This is a genomic window from Cohnella algarum, from assembly GCF_016937515.1.
Classification (GTDB): Bacteria; Bacillota; Bacilli; order Paenibacillales; family Paenibacillaceae; genus Cohnella; species Cohnella algarum.
In genome coordinates, this window is the sequence record NZ_JAFHKM010000002.1 from 1,518,725 (window position 1) to 1,538,699 (window position 19,975).

Annotated in this window: 19 protein-coding genes and 2 pseudogenes; 13 read left to right on the forward strand and 8 right to left on the reverse strand. The window is 48.1% G+C overall.

Annotated features, from left to right (window positions below):
* The first annotated feature begins 198 nt into the window (after positions 1-198).
* The 4 genes from JW799_RS29260 (at position 199) to JW799_RS06890 (ending at position 3,178) form a co-directional block, all read left to right on the forward strand.
* The gene (locus tag JW799_RS29260) at positions 199-1,182 is read left to right on the forward strand and encodes a WYL domain-containing protein (protein WP_205429200.1); all 984 of its coding nucleotides are present in this window, start codon (positions 199-201) and stop codon (positions 1,180-1,182) included.
* A complete protein-coding gene (locus JW799_RS06880) occupies positions 1,179-1,349 on the forward strand; it encodes a TfoX/Sxy family DNA transformation protein (RefSeq protein ID WP_205429202.1) in 171 nt (56 codons plus the stop codon). Before JW799_RS29260 ends, JW799_RS06880 begins: the two co-directional genes overlap by 4 nt.
* Before the next feature lie 46 nt (positions 1,350-1,395).
* On the forward strand, positions 1,396-1,761 hold the full coding sequence (locus tag JW799_RS06885; RefSeq protein WP_080832305.1) for a hypothetical protein: 366 nt from the start codon (positions 1,396-1,398) through the stop codon (positions 1,759-1,761).
* A gap of 793 nt (positions 1,762-2,554) precedes the next feature.
* The gene (locus JW799_RS06890) at positions 2,555-3,178 is read left to right on the forward strand and encodes a hypothetical protein (protein WP_139787057.1); all 624 of its coding nucleotides are present in this window, start codon (positions 2,555-2,557) and stop codon (positions 3,176-3,178) included.
* Positions 3,179-3,259: 81 nt separating this feature from the next.
* Here the strand turns inward: JW799_RS06890 and JW799_RS06895 are convergent.
* Together JW799_RS06895 and JW799_RS06900 are read right to left on the reverse strand one after the other, a co-directional pair.
* Positions 3,260-3,538, reverse strand: a pseudogene (locus JW799_RS06895) (transposase); the annotation flags it as partial.
* A gap of 308 nt (positions 3,539-3,846) precedes the next feature.
* Positions 3,847-4,404 (reverse strand): hypothetical protein, encoded by a 558-nt coding sequence (locus JW799_RS06900; protein WP_080832309.1) that lies wholly within the window; start codon positions 4,402-4,404, stop codon positions 3,847-3,849.
* 684 nt (positions 4,405-5,088) lie between these two features.
* On the opposite strand from JW799_RS06900, the gene JW799_RS06905 reads away from it, so the two are divergent.
* The 8 genes from JW799_RS06905 to JW799_RS06935 all read left to right on the forward strand — a co-directional run bounded on the left by JW799_RS06905 (position 5,089) and on the right by JW799_RS06935 (position 13,051).
* The gene (locus JW799_RS06905) at positions 5,089-6,288 is read left to right on the forward strand and encodes an ISAzo13 family transposase (RefSeq protein WP_080835221.1); all 1,200 of its coding nucleotides are present in this window, start codon (positions 5,089-5,091) and stop codon (positions 6,286-6,288) included.
* A gap of 187 nt (positions 6,289-6,475) precedes the next feature.
* Positions 6,476-7,150 (forward strand): hypothetical protein, encoded by a 675-nt coding sequence (locus JW799_RS06910; protein ID WP_205429205.1) that lies wholly within the window; start codon positions 6,476-6,478, stop codon positions 7,148-7,150.
* Positions 7,151-7,258: 108 nt separating this feature from the next.
* Positions 7,259-8,995, forward strand: a complete 1,737-nt coding sequence (locus tag JW799_RS06915; protein WP_205429207.1) for a glycoside hydrolase domain-containing protein — start codon at positions 7,259-7,261, stop codon at positions 8,993-8,995.
* A gap of 177 nt (positions 8,996-9,172) precedes the next feature.
* Positions 9,173-9,775 carry a DUF6431 domain-containing protein gene (locus JW799_RS29965; protein WP_420830677.1) on the forward strand — a complete coding sequence of 201 codons (603 nt, stop codon included), beginning with the start codon at positions 9,173-9,175 and terminating at the stop codon, positions 9,773-9,775.
* A 172-nt stretch (positions 9,776-9,947) separates the two neighbouring features.
* Complete coding sequence (locus JW799_RS06920; RefSeq protein WP_080832306.1) at positions 9,948-11,330, forward strand: DDE-type integrase/transposase/recombinase; 1,383 nt, start codon at positions 9,948-9,950, stop codon at positions 11,328-11,330.
* Entirely contained in the window at positions 11,327-12,130 is an 804-nt protein-coding gene (locus JW799_RS06925; protein WP_205429208.1) for an ExeA family protein, read from the forward strand. Before JW799_RS06920 ends, JW799_RS06925 begins: the two co-directional genes overlap by 4 nt.
* Before the next feature lie 12 nt (positions 12,131-12,142).
* Positions 12,143-12,364: a DUF5348 domain-containing protein gene (locus JW799_RS29970; protein ID WP_176220599.1), complete on the forward strand. Its 222-nt coding sequence runs from the start codon at positions 12,143-12,145 to the stop codon at positions 12,362-12,364.
* A gap of 93 nt (positions 12,365-12,457) precedes the next feature.
* The gene (locus JW799_RS06935; RefSeq protein ID WP_205429209.1) at positions 12,458-13,051 is read left to right on the forward strand and encodes a hypothetical protein; all 594 of its coding nucleotides are present in this window, start codon (positions 12,458-12,460) and stop codon (positions 13,049-13,051) included.
* A 238-nt stretch (positions 13,052-13,289) separates the two neighbouring features.
* Here the strand turns inward: JW799_RS06935 and JW799_RS06940 are convergent, their stop codons facing one another.
* On the reverse strand, positions 13,290-13,877 hold the full coding sequence (locus tag JW799_RS06940) for a hypothetical protein (protein WP_080832313.1): 588 nt from the start codon (positions 13,875-13,877) through the stop codon (positions 13,290-13,292).
* 161 nt (positions 13,878-14,038) lie between these two features.
* On the opposite strand from JW799_RS06940, the gene JW799_RS06945 reads away from it, so the two are divergent.
* Positions 14,039-15,232: a transposase gene (locus JW799_RS06945; protein ID WP_080832042.1), complete on the forward strand. Its 1,194-nt coding sequence runs from the start codon at positions 14,039-14,041 to the stop codon at positions 15,230-15,232.
* Between the two features lie 488 nt (positions 15,233-15,720).
* Here the strand turns inward: JW799_RS06945 and JW799_RS06950 are convergent, their stop codons facing one another.
* From JW799_RS06950 to JW799_RS06965, 5 genes and pseudogenes are all read right to left on the reverse strand, one after another.
* Positions 15,721-16,941 carry an IS256 family transposase gene (locus JW799_RS06950; protein ID WP_080831775.1) on the reverse strand — a complete coding sequence of 407 codons (1,221 nt, stop codon included), beginning with the start codon at positions 16,939-16,941 and terminating at the stop codon, positions 15,721-15,723.
* Between the two features lie 202 nt (positions 16,942-17,143).
* Complete coding sequence (locus tag JW799_RS06955) at positions 17,144-17,503, reverse strand: MmcQ/YjbR family DNA-binding protein (RefSeq protein ID WP_080832314.1); 360 nt, start codon at positions 17,501-17,503, stop codon at positions 17,144-17,146.
* Positions 17,500-17,634, reverse strand: a complete 135-nt coding sequence (locus JW799_RS29265; RefSeq protein WP_275901450.1) for a hypothetical protein — start codon at positions 17,632-17,634, stop codon at positions 17,500-17,502. Before JW799_RS29265 ends, JW799_RS06955 begins: the two co-directional genes overlap by 4 nt.
* 99 nt (positions 17,635-17,733) lie before the next feature.
* On the reverse strand, positions 17,734-18,318 hold the full coding sequence (locus tag JW799_RS06960) for a uracil-DNA glycosylase (protein WP_080832315.1): 585 nt from the start codon (positions 18,316-18,318) through the stop codon (positions 17,734-17,736).
* Between the two features lie 117 nt (positions 18,319-18,435).
* Positions 18,436-19,956, reverse strand: a pseudogene (locus JW799_RS06965) (malate:quinone oxidoreductase); the annotation flags it as partial.
* Between the last annotated feature and the right edge of the window lie 19 nt (positions 19,957-19,975).

A 19,975-nucleotide genomic window follows, 5' to 3' on the forward strand; every position in this document is an offset into this window, starting at 1 on the left:
TGATTGTCCTGCTGTCGGCAGCGCGGCTGTCCGCCTGCGGCACAGGCCATAACGCCGCTTCCCCGTCGCCTTCCTCCTCCCCGGCCGCGTCCGTGGCTTCGTCGCCGGCCGCGACGGAATCGGCAACCCCGGCAGCCGGCGAAGCGGCGGTTCGCTCCTACATCGGCCTTCATTCTCCGCTCCAACAATCAGTTTTACGTGTACAACAAGCAGCGGCTCGGGCCGACGCTGTACGAAGCGTTCGGCTTCGGGGTACCGCCGAAGGTGGCCGAGCTGTTCGCGGACAAGCCGAACGAACTGTGGGCGGCCATCCCTCTGGAGACACTGCCGGACTATGTCGGCGACCGCGTTTTCCTGGTGTACCAGAGCAATACCGATGAAGCCAAGAAGGCAACCGAGGAGCTCATCCAAGGACCGGTATGGAAAAACCTCCCCGCCGTCAAGGAAGGCAGAGCCTACGTCGTCGAGAGCCGCTGGGCGAAGCAGCTCGCCGAGGAATTCGGCGTTTCGAAGCGGACGATCATTCGCAATATGCAGGATTTGGAGACGATGGGAGTGCCTTTGTTCGTCGAATACGGCGTTAATGGCGGGTACCAGGTTTTAAGAGAGCGGACGCCTTTTCTCCGGGGCCTGCTGGACGCTGCGCTGGATCGAACGCTTCTGGAGACGGTCTATGAATCGGAACGCGGGGTACGAACGCGCAGGATGCTGCCGTTGGGTTTGTATGCGATGAACGGTCTCTGGTACTGTCCGGCTTTGGACGCCAAAAGCGGCCGAATTCGCGTGTTTCGTGCCGATCGCTTTGTCTCCGTTCGCCCGGCCGCGATCGAACCGGCGGAACGGGAGACGGTTGCCCGTTTGCAAACGCAAGTTGATTCGCCCCTTGACCGTTGGCTCGGACCGCAAGAAGACGAACCTCAATTGGATCTCGAGGTGGCGCTTACCCGCCGCGGGGTGCTTCGCTGCCAATCCGACGCATGGCTGGAGAGCGGACTTCAGGTCATGGACGATGGAACGGGACGGATTGTCCGGAAGATGAGCGAATCCTACGTTGAATGGGCGGCGGCTTTTTTCATCTCGTTGGGTTCGGATGCCCGCGTCATGCGCCCGGAGCCGGTGCGGGAACAAATCCGCAGCATCATTGCGGAGCTGACGCCCGTCTACAAGGAGGTTACGGAATGACGAAAAATACCGCCAAAAAGCTGAATTTGAAGAACATCGGACCCAAAACCGAATGGATGCTGCTGGAGATCGGAGTTGACGGATATGAATCGCTGAACCGGATCGGCTCGGTCGAAGCGTACCGGCGGCTTCAGGCGCGTTTTCCCGGAAAGTTGAATTTTGTATAATGGCCATAAGGATTCGAAATATTGGCCGGTTTTGCGGAGGTGCGGGATGGGCGTGTGGGTATGGATTGCGCTTGCGGTTGCGGCTATGGGCATCCTGTTTCTGGCGTTTGCCGGAATTTTGGCTGCCTCCAAGAAGGATGCGGACGTGAGACGGGATGCCCATGGGAACATCATTTTGCTCGATACGCCAAACAGGCGGGTCGGAGCCGCATCCGCCTACGATTCGAACATTGAAATGGAACTGCGAGGCCACAAAATGTCCGACGGCATGAGCTGGAACGAAGTTTGGCTGAACACGATCCGTAATATCCGGCGAAGCACCGAGAATCCCGAGTGGTACGTTCAGTACATCATCGAACAGCGCCGGAAGGCGGGACTGCCGGAGCTTGAAGGCGTCGACGAGGCGAGGTAAGTTTGGCGTTCGTCTACTTCTCTGGCGCCCTTTTCATCCCTTAGAGCGAACAGATGAAGAAAAGACAGAACAGCGGTCAAAATCCCTAGTCGAAATACACTGACCAGATCGCGGCGAAAATGGACAGGACAAGGATGAGCTTAATTTTTTTAACTTCCTTGCTGCCATGACAAACCGGCGGGGATAGCACCATCCGAAACCAAGGAACGAAATATACCCGACAACCGAAGGTACTAATCCTATGTTTCCATTTCCGGATATTCGCGTGGCCGGAATCGTAAAGAAGTCGACAAGTTAAATCATGACCTAGTTTAAAAGCAAAAAAGCAATTGCGCATTTGTCGTAGTTGCGCATTGATTCCCTCCGTTATAAATCCTCAGCAGTTGCAAGTTAGGGAGTTATATACAATTCATAATGTTCTTGAATCATTCTATCCCTACTCCTAAGTTTGATGTCCCTCTGTCAAACGGCCGGAACCACTACACTCGGCGATTCCAACTTCTTGGTGAAGCTCACTCTGATTATCCGTTCAGACAACGGAGCATGACCGCTACTTCCGGTACCCATGTATTTATAGGTTTGCTCTGCCTTTCGCAAGAATTTATATTACTGAAAGGAATAACCACCTCTGTTCTAAAGTGTTGGTTTTTAAGTCTGATGATTACTGTTGAGCATAGTATAAAAAAATTGTGGAATACGATCACAAAATAATAATCAATAACGACATAGAGTGTTGTAAGAACGGGGGCGCGTCACCGTAACTACAATAAATTAAATACCGAGGTGTTGCAAAATGTGGGTTTATGTTTTTAATCCCGGGAGTATTCTTGGAGATACTGAGGAAGTTCGGCTAACGCAATATGTAGCTTCGGTTCCAGGCCAAGCGGGTGGATTCAATGTACCGGTTCGTAAAGGTCACCTTTTGTTTCTCGATTTGAATGGGACTGCTCCTCGTTTCCATACATTCGGAACTGACGGTGTATGGAGAGAAGCTCGAGCTTATCCTGTCAATACCGACTATGGCTATCAAGTTTCGTTTAGCCGACCCGGTGAAGGGACGACTACAGTTACTTGCTACAGACTGAACTACTTTAATTGCAAGACTTACGGTTCCGCCTACTGTTCGATGCCGCTTAACGGAGCATTTGGTTCCGTATACAGTCTACGAAGTAGTGTTACTTGTTATACCGGCGCAGGAACCGGGAGCCAAGTAATTAATTTGAACGAACAAATTGTCTTTGCTCCTGGATACGGTTATTCTAGAGGCGATTTTAACGCCAGCATTCCCAACAATCAACGATTTATCCGGGTTTGGGGTAAAAAAGTCGGCAATATTTATACTGAATTTGTGGGTGACTGGTATGCAGATATTGATTATACAAAATACCCTCACCAGTATTCTATTAATACGTTTTAACTTAAAAGAGGGTGTCCCAAAAGTAAACTCTGGGACACCTTCAGCAGCAAAATAGGACGGCATTCGGAATAAACGAAGGAGCTAAGCGGCCTGTTGTCGCTTAGCTCCTTCGTTTTTGGCGTCCACCACTGCTTTATTGAGCAGATTGTGGGCAAGCGAAAGCCACCCGACCTCCAGACTTACTTTGGGTAAGCCTCGAAGCAGGAACCTTTTAAAGCCTCGGTTGTTCTTCATATCGCCAAACACAGGTTCCGGCTCGATCATACGCCTTACGGCCAGGGCATACCCTTCTTCACTGCGGAGCTTTTCCCTGGCCTGGTTCTTTAGCCGCCAATACTTCATGCTCACTTTGATCTCGCGATGGAGGCATCATACGCTGTACTATGCACTGCTTGAATTCTTTGGTTACGGGATTCAATGTTCTCCACCTCGTCCTCGTTTCTCCCCACTATATATTCATTTTGGGGGCACGACAACTATTCTGACAGAAGGGGAGGGGCACTCAACCTCTTAAACTACATGCTTTATTAGGTTGCCTTAGACATTTTTCGCTCTTGGACCACCAAAAAAGAACCCAAAACCGTCTAGACAGTTTTGGAAATCGGGTTCTTAAATTTCCGTCCCTCTAATCTTATAAAAGAATTATGAAAATTGGTTCTTCGCAACTATTAATTGTTTTTGCCAATGTATGTTTTAATTTTGTTTACCATACTTTTGTCATCATATAGTTGCAGAGTTTCCGTTGCTGCGAAGTACTTATCTGTCTCTAATTCAGGATTAAACACCCAGTGGTTTAAGTCATTCAAAATATAATAAGCATATACTATTGATTGGACATCACGCTTAGCTTTGGCAATATGAATGAGTTTCTTTATATTTTGAAGATCATCATTTATGATTTTCATCTGATTTATTGAAATTGCATTTTCTAAATCTTCTTCATCAAATGAAGCATTTTCAATAAACTCCTGCCAGTATGTATCCGCAAGTATTTCTGTTGTAAAAAAATCAGTACCATCTCCAACTAAAACAGTTAGATTATCATCCATGCTCGAAATCAACTCATCGATTTCCGTTTGCGTTTGAACTTCTTTTTGAACAATGGTTGCATAATCTTCATTTGGAGCTGACTGTATAGTATTATTACTACTTATTAAATAGATGGATATTACAGCAGTAACAATAGTTAGGGCAATAAGTGACGCCCATATTATTCGTGGTTTCATAAAGTACCCCTCCTTTTACTTATACCTTTTAATTAGACTTTGTTATCTGGGAGTAAGTTGCATCTTAGGAGCATCTAATTACAAGCTGTGGTAATGAGGTTATATTGGAGAAAAACCATTAAATGAAAATAAATTATCGAATTATTCGCTCAAAATTAATTTGGGCATTCAAATTGCCTTGGATGTAAACTATTAAATGACGCTGCCAGCTGCTATAATAGCTTCACAATTGGGCGTATTATCCTATTTTGTTATTTTTTAATATGGTATACTTAAAGGGATCAACACATTCCCTCATCAAAACATAATTTATGCATCCCTAGAGGAATCTATTTTATCTTCTAAGATTTCTATTTTAATATTGCTTACATCTTCAGCAATTGATGCATACTGTTTTACTCGTCCCTCAATATTGTCTTGTAATGGTCTCGTGTTGCTTAACTAACCCTTCAAAAAAACTGCTTAGTAATTTCATTAATAAAATTTGTTAATTTGTCCACGCTGGCCTCCGAACCTGTTTCGTGTCGTTTGCTTTCTCTTAAGGGACTGTAGCGAAATAAACACCCTAATAAATTACACATAAGGCTGGAAATGAAGAAAGCGCGATGTAGCGAAATCTGGTAGACTGGTAGAAACAACGGCTTGGCAGGAGAACGGCCTCCAACCCGAAGGAGGAATCCTCTCATGCAGAATACGTTGAAGCAACGTTACGAACAATTGAGCCCCTTTCTGAATGAACGTCAGAGACGATTATTTGCGGCAACTGAAGCCCTCGCTTATGGTCGTGGAGGGATCGCATTCGTCGAACGAGAATTGGGAATCAGTCATAAAGTCATCCAAGCGGGCATTCGGGAATTGAAGAACCCGGAGCAGATCGACCCTGAACGGATTCGGAAATCGGGTGGGGGTCGGAAGCGAACGGTGGATACGGATCCGACGCTGCTGAGCGATCTGGAGAAGTTGATTGATCCCGCTACCCGAGGTGAACCCGACTCGCCTCTGCGCTGGACGAACAAGAGTACGCGTAAACTCGCTGCCGCCTTGAATGAAATGGGGCACAAGACCGACAACAAGATGGTAGCCACGCTATTACACGAGCTCGGCTACAGTCTGCAGGCCAATCGAAAAACAGAAGAAGGCGGTCGTCATGAAGACCGTGATGCGCAATTTCAGCATATTCACGATCAGGTGCAGGCCTTCCAAAACGAAGGAGAGCCGGTGATCTCCGTGGATACCAAGAAAAAAGAGTTGGTCGGCGACTTCAAAAACGGCGGTGTCGAATGGCAACCCAAAGGCAGCCCGGAGAAGGTACGCGTTCATGATTTTCAAATCCCCGAGCTCGGAAAAGTCAATCCATACGGCGTCTATGATCTCAGCGCGAATGCCGGATGGGTGAGCGTAGGCACGGATCACGATACGGCAGCTTTTGCGGTAGAAAGCATCCGCCGTTGGTGGACGGCGATGGGTCAAGCTACCTATCCAAACGCCACGAAGCTCCTGATCACAGCGGATGGAGGCGGAAGCAACGGCTCTCGTGTACGGCTGTGGAAGACGGAGTTGCAGACGTTGTCGGACGAAACGGGGTTGTCCCTATCGGTCTGCCACTTTCCACCGGGGACGAGCAAATGGAACAAGATTGAGCATCGTCTGTTTTCATGCATCACCCAGAATTGGCGGGGAAAGCCGCTAACCAGCCACGAGGTCATTGTCAATCTGATTGCGTCCACGACGACAACAACCGGGCTGAAGGTACAGGCCGAGTTGGACACAACAGCGTACCCAAAAGGAATCAAAGTAACGGATGAAGAACTGGCCCAAGTAAACCTAGAAAAAAATGACTTTCATGGAGAATGGAATTACACGATTTCACCTAGAAATAGGTAGTTTAATTTGCTACAGTTCCTAAGTTGTAAAAATAAAGTGAAGTTGAATAAGAGTGCAAAGCACTGTTCAATTTTACCTCTTACATGTTGCGTATTTTTTACAACATGTTTATTTTCGCCAATGTCACGAACGCATATTCCCTTACGACATATATATTACCATATAAATGGGTGGGTGGTAAAAAAATATGGGAATCAAGGTAAATGAGGACTCTGTGAACATGCTAGCAATGGAATACGTCCAGACCAAAAGCCCTGATAAGTTTCGTGATTTGTTCTTTGAAGTTTATTCATTTCTTCACTTTATGGCCATGAGAGCCAGCAGGAGAGCCGCTAGAACTAGCCTCACAATACCTACTGAGGATTTTGAATCTTATTTTGGACTGGCTCTATATCAAGCAACATTGGGTTATGAAAGTCAGAAGGGTGATTTTATTCCCAGGTACATGAGCTTCATTCGACTGAGAGAAGCCGACGTTTGGCGGAGTTATAGAACAAAAAATTCGAAAGAGATTGAATTTGACGGTGTTCGTTACCATAAAGCACAGTGGGACTCCCTTGATCGAAAAGTAAGCGAGGATGAAGATGGGCCACTCCTTCGGGACGTTGTCCTTCCTTCAAGCCCTTCTGCAGAGGAGGCCTATTTAGAGCTTGTTGAATTACGAAATTTGCGCGAAGACTTGAGGAGAATGAACACCCAGCACGCGAAAATCATCTGTTTAATAGAATATGGAGCAAGTAAAAAAGAGTTGGCTCAAGCATTTGGAGAAAGCGGATATAATGCACGAGTACGGAAGATGGTTCAGCGTGCGCGCTCTTCCTTCCAACGGTTTTTAACCGAACGAAACATGACGAGACAATAACATAAACCAATTTACATCTCATTAAAATTCATTTGCCCCATACCACACAGATCCAATAATTGGGCATATATAACATATTTTATAATTATATCTGAGGAGATGATTGAAATGGATGAAATGGTACTGGCGGTGCAAGAGTGGCTAAACGATACGTATGAAACGGTGTCTGGGTTTACTCCTATTGACGAGGATGGTATTACGGGGTGGGGAACCATCCGTGGCTTAACCATGGCCCTCCAAATCGAACTAGGAATCTCACCAGTTGACGGCAGTTTCGGGCCACAGACAATGAATGCATGTCCAACTCTTTCTACATCATCTGAATCAGGAAACCTTGTTAAAATTGTTCAAGGTGCATTGTTCTGCAAAGGATACGACCCAACAGGTTTTACAGGTACTTATGGTAACGGTACAAAGACAGCCATTTCAAATTTACAATCTGATGCCGGTTTATCGAATCCGGATGGAATTACAACACCAATGATTTTTAAGGCACTTCTCTCCATGGATGCATTTGTTAACCTCGGGGATGCAAATATCCGGACTATTCAACAAAACCTAAACGACGATTACAGTCATGTGTATGGACCACATTTGGGGCTAATTCCATGTGACGGATTGACGTCGAAGAATCTAATTAGAGCCCTTATTTATGCACTGCAAATTGAGACAAATAATCCGGCACCTGATGGAGTATGGGGACCGCAAACCCTTTCTCTAATTCCAACTGTTTCTCAAGGTAGCACTCGGACGAAATTGGTTTACTTGTTGCAATATGGATTGTATCTTAACAATTTTGATCCCATTGTCTTTAATGGCATCTTTGATGCAACTGTAAAGCAACGAGTGTTGGCCTTCCAAGAGTTTTGTAAGTTGACGGCCGATGGTATTGCAGGAAAACAAACATTTGCATCACTATTTATTAGCTATGGTGATAAAAACCGACCAGGTACAGCATGTGATTGCGTAACAACCATTACGCCGGAGCGGGCGCGAACCCTATATAATAGCGGCTACCGCTATGTCGGAAGGTATCTTGTTGGAGATTGGAAAAACATCAAACCGGGAGAGTTGGAAACCATCTTTGCAGCTGGGCTTCGTGTTTTTCCAATTTATCAAACTTCCGGTAATGACGTAAACTACTTTACAACTTTTCAAGGGGCAAAAGATGCTATCACAGCAACTAGCGCTGCAATGAGTTATGGATTTAAAACTAATACTATCATATATTTTGCTGTTGATTTTGATTGTCTCGACGGACAAGTGACGAGCCATATTATTCCATATTTCCGGGCGCTTAATAATACGATGCAATTAGGTGGTGGAAAATACAAAATTGGGATCTATGGACCGCGGAATGTCTGCAGCCGTGTATCCGACCTTGGCCTTGCTGTTACAAGTTTTGTTAGTGATATGTCTTCAGGTTTTAGTGGCAATTTAGGTTACCCGCTTCCATTCAACTGGGCTATAGACCAAATCGCGACGATCACTATTGGTAGTGACGCAGGACAAATCGAAATCGATAAGAATATATACTCTGGGAGAGATCTGTGCGCAGATTCAGTAGAAGATGAATCTGAACTTCCATTCGATCCAGAACTAGAAAACCAAATTTTTTTTGGATATATTGATGAGATTTATCAGCTAGCAATTAATAGAACAAACGGTAACGTATATGATGCAAATCAAAAGGTAATGCAATATATAAGAAAGCAACAGGGATATGATGAATTTATATGGACATTAGCTGCAGGATCAATCGATAATGATTTCTGTGATCTTGTAGATGCTACACTGGGAAATACAGTTGAAAAACTATATGATCCCCGTTTGTTCGCCGCCTGACTTTATGGCGGGAAAAAGGCATGAATTCGCCATTCGGTGTGGCGGAGCCAAACCGAATAAACAGCCGACAATAGCCTAATCCCTTCTGTACAATGACGGTGGATTAGGCTATTGTCGATTAAAAAGGAAAATGCTCCCGAACCTTTGGCGAGGATCCCCGGGAGCATTCACTTCATCATGTCAAAAATACTTTATTTCGGCCTTTCTTGCAAGGCTTATTTACGCACATTCGGAAATCAATCTCCTGACGTCCAGCTCTGCTGTGAAAACTGCGGTCGGCTTCTCCATAAACACGGTCGTTATTGGCGAGGAATTGTGACGAAGCATGAGGTCATCCAGATCCCGATCTACCGTCGATATTGTCCTACCTGTAGAATAACAATCTCCCTCCTGCCGGAGTTCCTGATTCCATGGGCCCGGTATGCGACTTGGGTGCGAGAAGCGGCATTAAAGCGCAAGCACAAGGGATTCTCTTGGCGGCAGACGACAGAAAGCACAACAACTCCTGCCGTGTGTTATAGCCGCCGTACGTTGAAACGCTGGTGGGCAAGACATCTGCGCCGCGCAGCGGATGCAGCACTATGGGTTGCTGGGAAACTCGTAGCCCAGGGGGACGACACGGATATGCTCCACCTTTACCCCACCATGATGAACCCAACGCCAATGGATACATTGGATTGGCTGGACAAACTGTTACCCCGATTCATCCCCGCTGGCGCATCCAGACGGGGCTATTGGACGTTTCTAAATGCGAGGTTACCTGTAGCATCACGCTTATAAATCCCTTCAGCATCCACCGCCAAGGAGCAAGGCAAACGAAAATCGCCTCCAAAATTGCTTTAAAAATCGCCTGGACGGCAAGTTGCCCTCCTGATCCCACAAAATATGCGCCCTCCCTGGCTTCTAGCGTCTATGCGATACTCTCATAGACCACAGGGAGAGGAGATTTAGCATGGATGAGCAAGCAAGGCAGCAAGAAGCCAACTTCCGTTATGGCTTAATTGCATCACTGGTTAGCCGCAAATTGGATCCCGGAGAACAGATGGCGTTGATGCGCGAAATTGTAAGCCATGAGTATGAAACGTCGTCGGGACAGCGAAGGAGAATTAGTCTACGAACGCTTGAGCGATATTTAAAAGCGTATCGCGAAGGCGGATGGGAGGCGCTGTTGCCCTCCGTCCGAGCAGACAAACTCACGACCAGGGAAATCCCCGAGGATGTGCTTGCCAAAGCGATTGCCTTAAAGCAGGAGCAACCCGGCCGAAGCGTCAGGCAGATTATTGCGATTCTGGAACTGGCGGCATTCGTGGCCCCCGGCACCCTGAAAGAAAGCACGCTTAGCAAGCAGCTTCGCCGCCGCGGCGTCACGCGCAAAGCGTTACTGAATACGGGGTGGAGCCACTTTCGCCGGTTTGAAGCCACGCACCGAAATAGCATGTGGCAAGGCGATGTGCAGCATACCCTTTACCTTCCGCATCCGGACAAGCCCGGCAAGAAGGTCATGGCCTATCTGGTTATTTTCATTGACGATTACTCTCGCTTCGTTGTGCATGGCCAGTTCTATTTCGAGGAACGTGTGGCCCGGCTGGAGGATTGCCTGAAGAAGGCGATTTTAAAGAACGGAGTGCCGGAAATGATCTATGTCGATAACGGCGCCATCTATTCTTCACACCATTTTGAGCGGATTTGCGGGCGACTGGGGGCAGAGCTTAAGCATACTCGCCCCGGACGTCCTATGGGACGCGGGAAGCAAGAAAAGTTCTTCCGATTTGTCGACCAGAGCTTTGTGCCGGAGGCATACGACCTGATTGAACAAGGGAAGATCCAGACGCTTAACGATTTGAATCGATTCTTCTCGGCGTGGCTTGAGATTGCTTACCACCAGAAAGTCCACAACAGCTTTAAGCAGCGCCCAGTCGACCGATACCAAAAAGACGACCACCCGATTCGCATGTTGCCGCCGCATGAACTCATAGAAGTATTCTTGCTGGAGGAATCCCGCAAAGTGGACAAAACGGGATGCATCTCGCTGCTGGGCACGATATTCGAGGTCCAGACAGAGCTTGCCGGCTCGAAGATTCAGGTGCGATTCGATCCGCACGACCTGTCCGTCATCCAGGTGTGGAAGGACGGCCAGCGCTATGAAGACGCGAAGCCAATGAAGCTCCGCGATCCGAAAAACCGGCCGAAGCAGGATGAACCGAAGGCCGTCATGCAACCGCCGAAGACGGGCCTCAACTATGTGGAATTATTGGTGGAAGAACAGAAACGGCAGACCCGCGAAGCGCAAGGCGCTGCGCTTTCGCGAGCGATGAAAGAGGTGAATCGCTCATGATTCGTGGTTTCTTCGGGTGGGAGCGCGTTCCGTTCACCCGGGAGATTGAAACACGGCATCTGCACCGCTCCAAGCGATTCGAAGAATGTGTAGCACGGATGCAGTATATGGTGATGACTCGCTCGATTGGCTGCGTCACCGGTGAAATTGGCTGCGGCAAGTCGACAGCCGTTCGCTACTTGAAAGACCAACTGGATCCGAACAAGTACCGGTTTATCTATCTGTCGGATGCGAATCTGAAACCAAGGGACTTTTACCGTGAACTCCTCCACCACTTCGGCTTGCCGCCCAAGTTTCTGCGCAGCGAAGCCAAACGGCAATTCCAGCACCTCGTATGGGATTTGTACGAGAACCAGCAGAAGGTCGCCGTTATTGTCGTGGATGAAGCGCACCTGCTTTCAGGAGACATGCTGCAAGAAATACGCTTTTTGACGAATTTTCGTATGGACTCGATTTCGCCGCTTGCCCTGCTGCTCATTGGACAGCCGGAACTACAGGCCACGTTGCAACTGAGAATCTTCAAGCCGATTACACAGCGGATGAACGTGCGTTTTCATTTGGAATGCTTGTCGCTCGAGGAGTGCCGCGATTACATCTCCCACCAATTGGAGGTTGCCGGAAGTACAGGGCCGGTGTTTACGACAGAAGCGATGGACGCCATATACGCGCATGCTCGGGGGATATGCCGAGAGATAAATAACGTCTGCACCGCTGCGCTTCTGGATGCAGTGCTGCGAAAAGACAAAATGATTGATACCGTCCATGTGACGAGGATCCTAGCTGAATTTAAGGAACAGTGAGGGATGACAAATATGAATGAGATACGATTTCATGGAGATACCGAGCGTTGGAACGTGTACGATGGAGAAGAGTTGCTTTGCTCGCTACGTTGTGGTGATGCCGTGATGATTCAAGTAGGAAAGCACTTCTTGCCATCCAACCTTGAGCTCGATACGGACTGGTACGTGAAGTTTGGAAATTCGAAGTTCTGGCTCCACCGACATGCCAAGTACCGCGTCCGACCGCTGTTCTAACTGCTCTTCGGAGCAGTTTTTTTACGCCGACAAACAAAGGCGAAATATAATTGTCTCCGAAACGGCGGTGAGGAAAGCAAAAAGCCACCGTCATTGGCGGTTCCGAATCTACCGTCAATTAAAGTGGCTGATGACACCCGTTCAGGTGTCGAAATTGATTGTGAACACATGTTGGCTTCCTGCAACGCCTTTACCTATACAATTGGTGAACCTCTGATTAATGAACTAACTAGTATGATAGGAGACCTCATAACTCTCACTGGAGAGTGCGCCGAAGCTGTTCGTAATGGTGAATATTTAAATTCTTATGTTGCAGCTAAGGCCTTAATTGCCCATCCTGTAGAAGGAGGGAGTACACTAAGCTTAGCGGATTTCCTCGCTGACGTAGATGCATGGAATCTCGGGAAAATGATGAATGACGACATAAACCTTCCGATAAACCAAGCAATTCGAACATACTACACCAATTTGAATTACTATAATAAACGGCATGAGTTGTATCTTGAACGTTATGGGAGTTTGGAGCAACTTGAAGATCATACACAGTATTTAATTAATGATGGTCCGTTGGGTTATAATATAATGAGAGGGCAGTTCATTGAAAGGTTTCATGTACCTAATTATTCACAGTCAGATGGAGAAAATATTGCACAGGCATTTCGTGAGTATGTTGAAGAAAGACTCTGATATTGGAGGACTATCCTAGACCATCACCATAAATGAAATTGTACTTGGCCTGTGTATCTACGCATTACATGTTCGAGCTGTAAAACACAGGCCAATACTTTTTCTTAGGACAAACAATCTGGAAGCACAACCCGGTGGTTGTATCCCATGATAACCGCAATTTATAAGAAGAAAGCTCCTTAGTGCAATTGTTATCTATCTTTATTCAAAGTTTTACGCTTTTTAAAAATAAATGCAACTAATGGTAATTATCTAAAATCGGTAGGTGTGTACCATTTTTAAATTCTACAATCCATTTATTATGCTCTACTTGTTTAATTGTTGGAAAACCGTGCGCTAATTCTCTTGAAATAGCTCTCTCTTGTGCTATAGACTCTGTGTTTAACTTTCTATATAGAAAGTTTGCATATTTCTTATAGAAGGTAATTGATCCATTATCTAGTTGATTTGTTTTGCTTCTTTTAACCACTGCATAAAATACCTCCCCTCCCTCCATTGGATAAATCACTTCCTCATCGCCAAGACTCCAAGCTAAAGAAATTAAGATAGCTATGGCGAAGGAAATGGGGATAATTAACAAGGTAATGATTGTGTTATTCATACGATTTGGGTATATCAATTGAAATATAGTGATTATGACAAAAAGTCCAATAAGAATATTAAGTAGGGAAATTAAAAGGTCCTGAGAAAATATAAACCAGAATATAAAAATATCTTGAAAAGTATTCAACAAATAAATACCGACACGAATAAACACAAACAGTAGAAGAATATATAGACTATAGAAATGAGATTTAAAAATCCTGAACCAATCAATTGTTTTCAATCTATAACGCCCCTTACTAGTATTAATTATTAATTTGAGCATTTTGCATTAATCTGAGCCCTTGCTGTACAAAGGTTTTTGAGCAAAAAAAAGGGACTTCACCCCAACTTGGAGAAGTTTTCAAGTGACCAAACCAGAAAACCCAAGGGAGGGAAGTCACTTTGTATATTCTCCAAGAAAGTCTATTTTCCTTTGATGTGCTTCAAAAACTTGAATCTAAAGAACGATTGCCTATCTTTTTCAGCGCCCTGGACTTACGCCCCTATGCCAAGGAATTGAGAAGTCATTCACCCCGAGGTGCCGACGGACATTGCAGGCAAGGGATTCTTCGTGCGCTACTTGCTGCCCCGCTTGAGAACATCGATACATTTACGGGTCTACATCATCGTTTGGATGTCGATCTTCGCTTTCGTTATCAATGTGGACTTAGACTGGACCGTGAGGCTCCTTCTATCGCGACTTTAAGCCGCGTGTTCGCTGAGTTAACCAGCAAGGGGCAAGCTCAGCGCCTGTTTGATGATCTCGTTGTACAATGCAAGAAGGAGGGAATCATCGACGGAAGTCATGTGGCGATCGACAGTGCAGCGATTCATGCTTATGAGAAGAAGCAACCGAAACGGAAAAGCGAACGGACTGGCAATGCCAACTGGGGGGCTAAGTTCGATTCGTTTGGCAACAAGGTCAAGTGGTTTGGCTACAAGATTCATCTCGCCGTCGACACAACAAGCGAGCTGCCGATGGCGCTCTCCGTTACACCGGCTCACGTCAATGACGGCGATATGGCTCCGATTCTCATAGAACAAGTGGCTGCGGGTACACAGGTGAAGTTCTTTATGCTTGATGCCGGTTATGACCAGCTTAAAAACTACGAAGCAGCGCGAAATGTAAAGGCGCAGGCGATTATTCCGATGAACCTTCGCAACGAGAAGGAACCACCTGCGGGCATGACATCCAGTGGCACACCCTGTTGCTCGATGGGCTATGAAATGACTTATTGGGGCGTTGATGGAGAATACCTGAAATTCCGCTGTCCCCATGCCACGGGCAAGGTAGACTGTCCGCTTGGGATGGCTGCTTGCTCATCTTCCAACTATGGAATGGTCGTCAAAGTCGATACGAAAAGCGATTTGCGTCGTTATTCAAGTCCACATCGAGACACCAAACGCTGGAAGGAGTTGTATAACGAAAGAACCAGCGTAGAACGATGCAACTCCAGGTTGAAAACCTATCTCACCGCAGACGCCATGCACGTCTGGGGTATTCAAAAGGTGACAACTCACCAATACCTAAACGCCATTGTGTTATTAGCTTCTGCGTTAGCGATGGCTCGTCAATCCAAGAACGCCGCCGCTTAAATTTTTTGATTCAGTAAAAATTCTGCAGGTCTGCCCATTTTTGAAAATTAAAGTCGATTTAGCTAGAAAGCTGGTTTAATTGGCCCCATAATTCCACTACCTACTTCAAAAACGGAATTATGCAAAATGCTCAATTTAAAAATCCCCTTTATTTGACGTAACTAACAAGGGGAAAGTTTACTCAAATGTTTCTATGGGAACAGCTTTGCCGGATTTTTCATACTTCTGAGAAGACAGCGAATACGCTAGGTAGGGCTATGTTTTCGCCACGACCAACAAACACGATGATCGCGTCCGGCAAAGTAAACTTGGCTTAAGCTTCCGGTGGGGTAATTATCCGGAAATGGGGTGTTCGGCTTTGGACAGGCAGAGAAGATTGCGCAGTTACTGGAGAAGTTACACACGGAGGCGGTCTGAGATACCGGGTCTGTCAATAATTTTGTGTAAACTCTTTTATAGGCATCTCTCCGAAGGGGAGATTAGCCTCCTCAAGGTAAGTGCTGGCCGATCCGGTCCGGAAAGAAGACGGAGAGCTGCAGGAGCATCTGTCCCCAGTTTTGAACACGACCGGTCCATTTGCGGGTGACGTCCATCGTGACTAAGTACAGCATTTTCAGTAGCGCCTCGTCGCTTGGGAAGATGCTTTTCCCTTTGGTGACTTTTCGCAATTGGCGATGATAGCTCTCAATCATGTTCGTCGTGTAGATGAGCTTACGAAGCTCAGGCGGATACTTGAAGAAGGTGGCGAGTTCGTCCCAATTGCTGCGCCATGAGCGGACAATAAGGGGATACTTGGCGCCCCACGTCTCCTCAAAGCGGTCGAGTTCCAGCAGAGCCATTTCCTCCGTAGCAGCCTTGTAGATGGGCTTCAGATCGGCCGTCACCTTCTTCAGATCCTTGTAGGAGACGTAGCGCGTGGAGTTGCGGATCTGGTGGATGATGCACTTCTGAATCTCCGTCTTCGGATAACAGGCAGAGATCGCCTGGGAGAAGCCCGTGAGGTTGTCGACACAGGTGATAAGGATGTCCTGAACGCCGCGATTCTTAAGATCGTTCAAGACGCTCAGCCAGAACTTCGCGGACTCGTTCTCGCCGATCCACATGCCCAGCACGTCCTTGTTGCCGTCCATGTCGATCCCAATGACCATGTAGGCAGCTTTGTTCACGATCGCCCCGTCTTGCTTCACCTTGAAGTGGATGGCGTCCAGGAAGACGACCGCGTATACGCCCTGCAACGGCCGATTCTGCCACTCTTTGATGAGCGGAATGATCTTATTCGTGACATTGGAAATAAAGGTTGGCGAGACCTCCAAACCATAGAGATTCTGCAGATGGTCCTGGATCTCCCGCGTGCTGACGCCTTTGGCGTACAGGGCGACGATCTGATCCTCGATCCCCGTCACGTTGGACTGATGCTTCTTCACCACGAGCGGCTCGAACTCGCCCAGGCGATCCCGTGGCACGGCAATCTCCTGGTCGCCGTACTCGCTAGTGACGATTTTCTTGCTCTTACCGTTGCGACTGTTCTTCGTCTGCTTGTTCTGCACGTCATGCTTGCTATAGCCCAGGTGCGTATCCATTTCGGCCTCTAGCATTTCTTGCAGCGTTTCGGCAAACAGGTCCTTTAGCGCATTCTGCGCATCCTGTGCGGTGACCAGATTATTCTCCTTGATGAAACTCCGCAGCTGCTCTTTCGTCCATAATCCCATGTGTGCTCCCCAACCTCTCCATGATTTCATTTTAGTAGGTTTGAGAGTTTACACAAAGTATTTTACAGACTCGAGATACCTGGGCTACCTTCACCGCGCGCATTTTATGGAATATGCACGATTTGTTCTTCCAGGATATGCATAATTTGAAATAATCCCAGGAGCGTATGGTCGCAACTGCCGCCCCTTCGCTTCCTCCGGTTCACAGCGAACGAATCGCCTCTCGAACGTCTTTCTTCAAACTTTGAAATATCAGCTCATAGGAGTGATCGATCCAGGCGGCCACTTCCTCCTTCGTCAATCGGCCGGTCAAATCGATTGAATTCCAATGCCGCTTGTTCATGTAGTATCCCGGCGTGACTTCGGCATATTGTTCGCGCAGCTCCGCCGCTTTGTGCGGATCGCACTTGACGTTCATGAACGAATCCTTGAACGAAGCGAACATCTTCCCTCCGACGCTCACAACGGGAATATCCGCGCCGAACGGGTAGACGAGAGCGGCACCTTTCTTGTTCAAGCAATACGCGATCCATGTCTGCGCTGGCGAATCCGCAGCCTTCATTCGAGACCGCCCCCCTCTATCAGTTGCTCTACGGCAATCGGCTCCCCGATCTCCAGCCAATCTTCATAGAAGGTTCTGGAACGGTCCATATGTTCCACCTTCAGCACTGCAGAATCGTAACGAAACGTCATGAAATTGCCCTCCCTCAAAGATATTCATATCGAATATATCAAGCGAAGGGCAGTCGTTCTTGAACAAAAACGACATCATCATCGGTCATGAATAAACGCTCAATCGGCCTTCATCGATTTCGTCCACTTGTCTTTAAGCGCAACCAGATCCTCGACAAAAAATTTCATCAAGTTCGGACGCCTTCGGACGGCTAACGGGTGATAGGTAAATCCAATGGGGATGCCCTGGAACTCATGCCAGACTCCTCTTAGTTCCTTAACGCTGGGATTCTCTTTCTCTGGGAGTAACCTTTCCGCCACGACATTTCCGAAGCCGAACAGGACAAGGGGCTGTTTCTCCTGCAGTTGCAACCGCAAATGCGGAAAACACGCGGCCCGAGCCTCCGGCTTGTCGTAGGCGCGGAGCGGCCGGCATTTAAGCAAATAAGTCATATAAACCGCGTCCGCAGGCACCCCCGCCTCCATCATCCCGCGCTGAAGGGTTTCGCGGGTCCCGCACAAAAACGGGTTCCCCTCCCGATCCTCGCGGGCTCCGGGATTATCCAGGATAAGAAAGAGCGGGGCGTCGGGATTGCCTTCTCCCCAAATGACGCGGGACCGCTGACCGGCCAGTTCGCAGCGTTCGCAATGCTTCGCGTCGGGCGGCGCCGCTTCTTCCGGCCACAGTTCAAACGGATGCTCCATCTCGTCCCCGCCGCTCCTTCCCGCTGCCGAATGAACTCATTATGCCCTGGACAAAACAAAAAGAAGCACAAATTGCCGAAACGGCAATTTATGCCTCCTTGCGGCTCGGCCTTCAGGCTAAGCCGTATGAGCTTGCTTTACGCCTGCCAAGCCGAGCGTCCGCGAAGTCGAAGTCTGAATGTCGCGAATCAAATCCGGGTTCTTCAGCAGGGTGACGCCGTAAGACGGAATCATTTCCTTGATTTTTGGCTCCCACGCTTTCAGGTGTTGCGGGAAGCATTTCCGGATGACTTCCAGCATGACGGAAACGGCCGTGGACGCGCCCGGCGAAGCCCCGAGCAAAGCGGCGATCGACCCGTCGGCCGCGCTGATGACTTCCGTCCCGAATTGCAGCGTTCCTTTGCCGGCGGAAGTGTCCTTAATAATTTGCACGCGCTGGCCGGCGACGAGCAAATCCCAGTCCTCGCTTCGGGCGTCCGGAACGAATTCGCGCAAAGCTTCCATGCGCTTTTCCTTCGACAGCATGACCTGCTTGATCAGGTAGGTCGTGAGCGAAGCGTTTTTCACGCCGGCCGCCAGCATCGTCAAGAGGTTGTGCGGTTTGACGGAAGTGATCAAATCGAACATGGAACCGAATTTCAAAAACTTGGGCGAGAAGCCCGCAAACGGCCCGAACAGCAGCGATTCCTTATTGTCGATAAACCGGGTATCCAGGTGCGGAACCGACATCGGAGGCGCCCCGACCGGAGCTTGGCCGTATACTTTGGCATGGTGCCGGGAGACGACTTCCGGGTTTTTGCAAACCATGAACAAGCCGCTGACCGGAAATCCGCCGATGCCTTTCCCTTCGGGGATGCCGGATTTTTGCAGCAGATGAAGGCTTCCGCCGCCGCCGCCGATAAAAACGAATTTGGCCGAAATGCGTTCCACGGCGCCGCTGCCGACATTCCGCACCTTCAATTCCCAGGAGCCGTCGCTGCCGCGTTTAATATCCTGGACATGATGGTTGTAGTTGATGTCGACGTTTTGATTTTTCAAGTGGGTAATCAGCATGCGCGTTAAGGCGCCAAAATTGACGTCCGTTCCGGCTTCGCTGCGGGTGGCCGCGATCGGCTGGTTCCCGGTCCGGTTTTTCATCATCAGCGGAATCCATTCCGCCAGCTTCGCCGGATCGTCGGAAAATTCCATCCCTTGGAACAGGGGATTGTTAGACAACGCTTCGAAACGTTTTCTCAGGAAGGCGACGTCCTTCTCCCCCTGCACGAAGCTCATGTGGGGAACGGACACGATGAAATCCTTCGGATTCCGGATCAGATTGCTCTCGACCAGATAAGACCAGAACTGCTTCGAAACCTGGAATTCTTCGTTGACCTTGATCGCTTTGCTGATATCTACCGATCCGTCCGGCTTCTCGACGGTATAGTTAAGCTCGCACAGGGAGGAGTGGCCCGTTCCCGCATTGTTCCATTCGTTCGAGCTTTCCTCGCCCGGGATGGCCCGTCTTTCGAACAAGGTGATTTCCCAGTCGGGGACCAATTCCTTCAACAGAGATCCCAAAGTCGCACTCATGATTCCGGCACCGATCAAGACAACGTCTGTTTTCGTTTGTTTGCTGCTCATATTTACCGTCCCTAACCCTTTCGATTTGCAGAAAGAT

Coding starts and splice junctions, on each gene's coding strand:
- JW799_RS06880 (WP_205429202.1), top strand. CDS start 1,179: ATGACGAAAAATACCGCCAAAAAGCTGAATTTGAAGAACATCGGACCC.
- JW799_RS06885 (WP_080832305.1), top strand. CDS start 1,396: ATGGGCGTGTGGGTATGGATTGCGCTTGCGGTTGCGGCTATGGGCATC.
- JW799_RS06890 (WP_139787057.1), top strand. CDS start 2,555: ATGTGGGTTTATGTTTTTAATCCCGGGAGTATTCTTGGAGATACTGAG.
- JW799_RS06900 (WP_080832309.1), bottom strand. CDS start 4,404: ATGAAACCACGAATAATATGGGCGTCACTTATTGCCCTAACTATTGTT.
- JW799_RS06905 (WP_080835221.1), top strand. CDS start 5,089: ATGCAGAATACGTTGAAGCAACGTTACGAACAATTGAGCCCCTTTCTG.
- JW799_RS06910 (WP_205429205.1), top strand. CDS start 6,476: ATGGGAATCAAGGTAAATGAGGACTCTGTGAACATGCTAGCAATGGAA.
- JW799_RS06915 (WP_205429207.1), top strand. CDS start 7,259: ATGGATGAAATGGTACTGGCGGTGCAAGAGTGGCTAAACGATACGTAT.
- JW799_RS29965 (WP_420830677.1), top strand. CDS start 9,173: ATGTCAAAAATACTTTATTTCGGCCTTTCTTGCAAGGCTTATTTACGC.
- JW799_RS06920 (WP_080832306.1), top strand. CDS start 9,948: ATGGATGAGCAAGCAAGGCAGCAAGAAGCCAACTTCCGTTATGGCTTA.
- JW799_RS06925 (WP_205429208.1), top strand. CDS start 11,327: ATGATTCGTGGTTTCTTCGGGTGGGAGCGCGTTCCGTTCACCCGGGAG.
- JW799_RS29970 (WP_176220599.1), top strand. CDS start 12,143: ATGAATGAGATACGATTTCATGGAGATACCGAGCGTTGGAACGTGTAC.
- JW799_RS06950 (WP_080831775.1), bottom strand. CDS start 16,941: ATGGGATTATGGACGAAAGAGCAGCTGCGGAGTTTCATCAAGGAGAAT.
- JW799_RS06955 (WP_080832314.1), bottom strand. CDS start 17,503: ATGAAGGCTGCGGATTCGCCAGCGCAGACATGGATCGCGTATTGCTTG.
- JW799_RS29265 (WP_275901450.1), bottom strand. CDS start 17,634: ATGACGTTTCGTTACGATTCTGCAGTGCTGAAGGTGGAACATATGGAC.
- JW799_RS06960 (WP_080832315.1), bottom strand. CDS start 18,318: ATGGAGCATCCGTTTGAACTGTGGCCGGAAGAAGCGGCGCCGCCCGAC.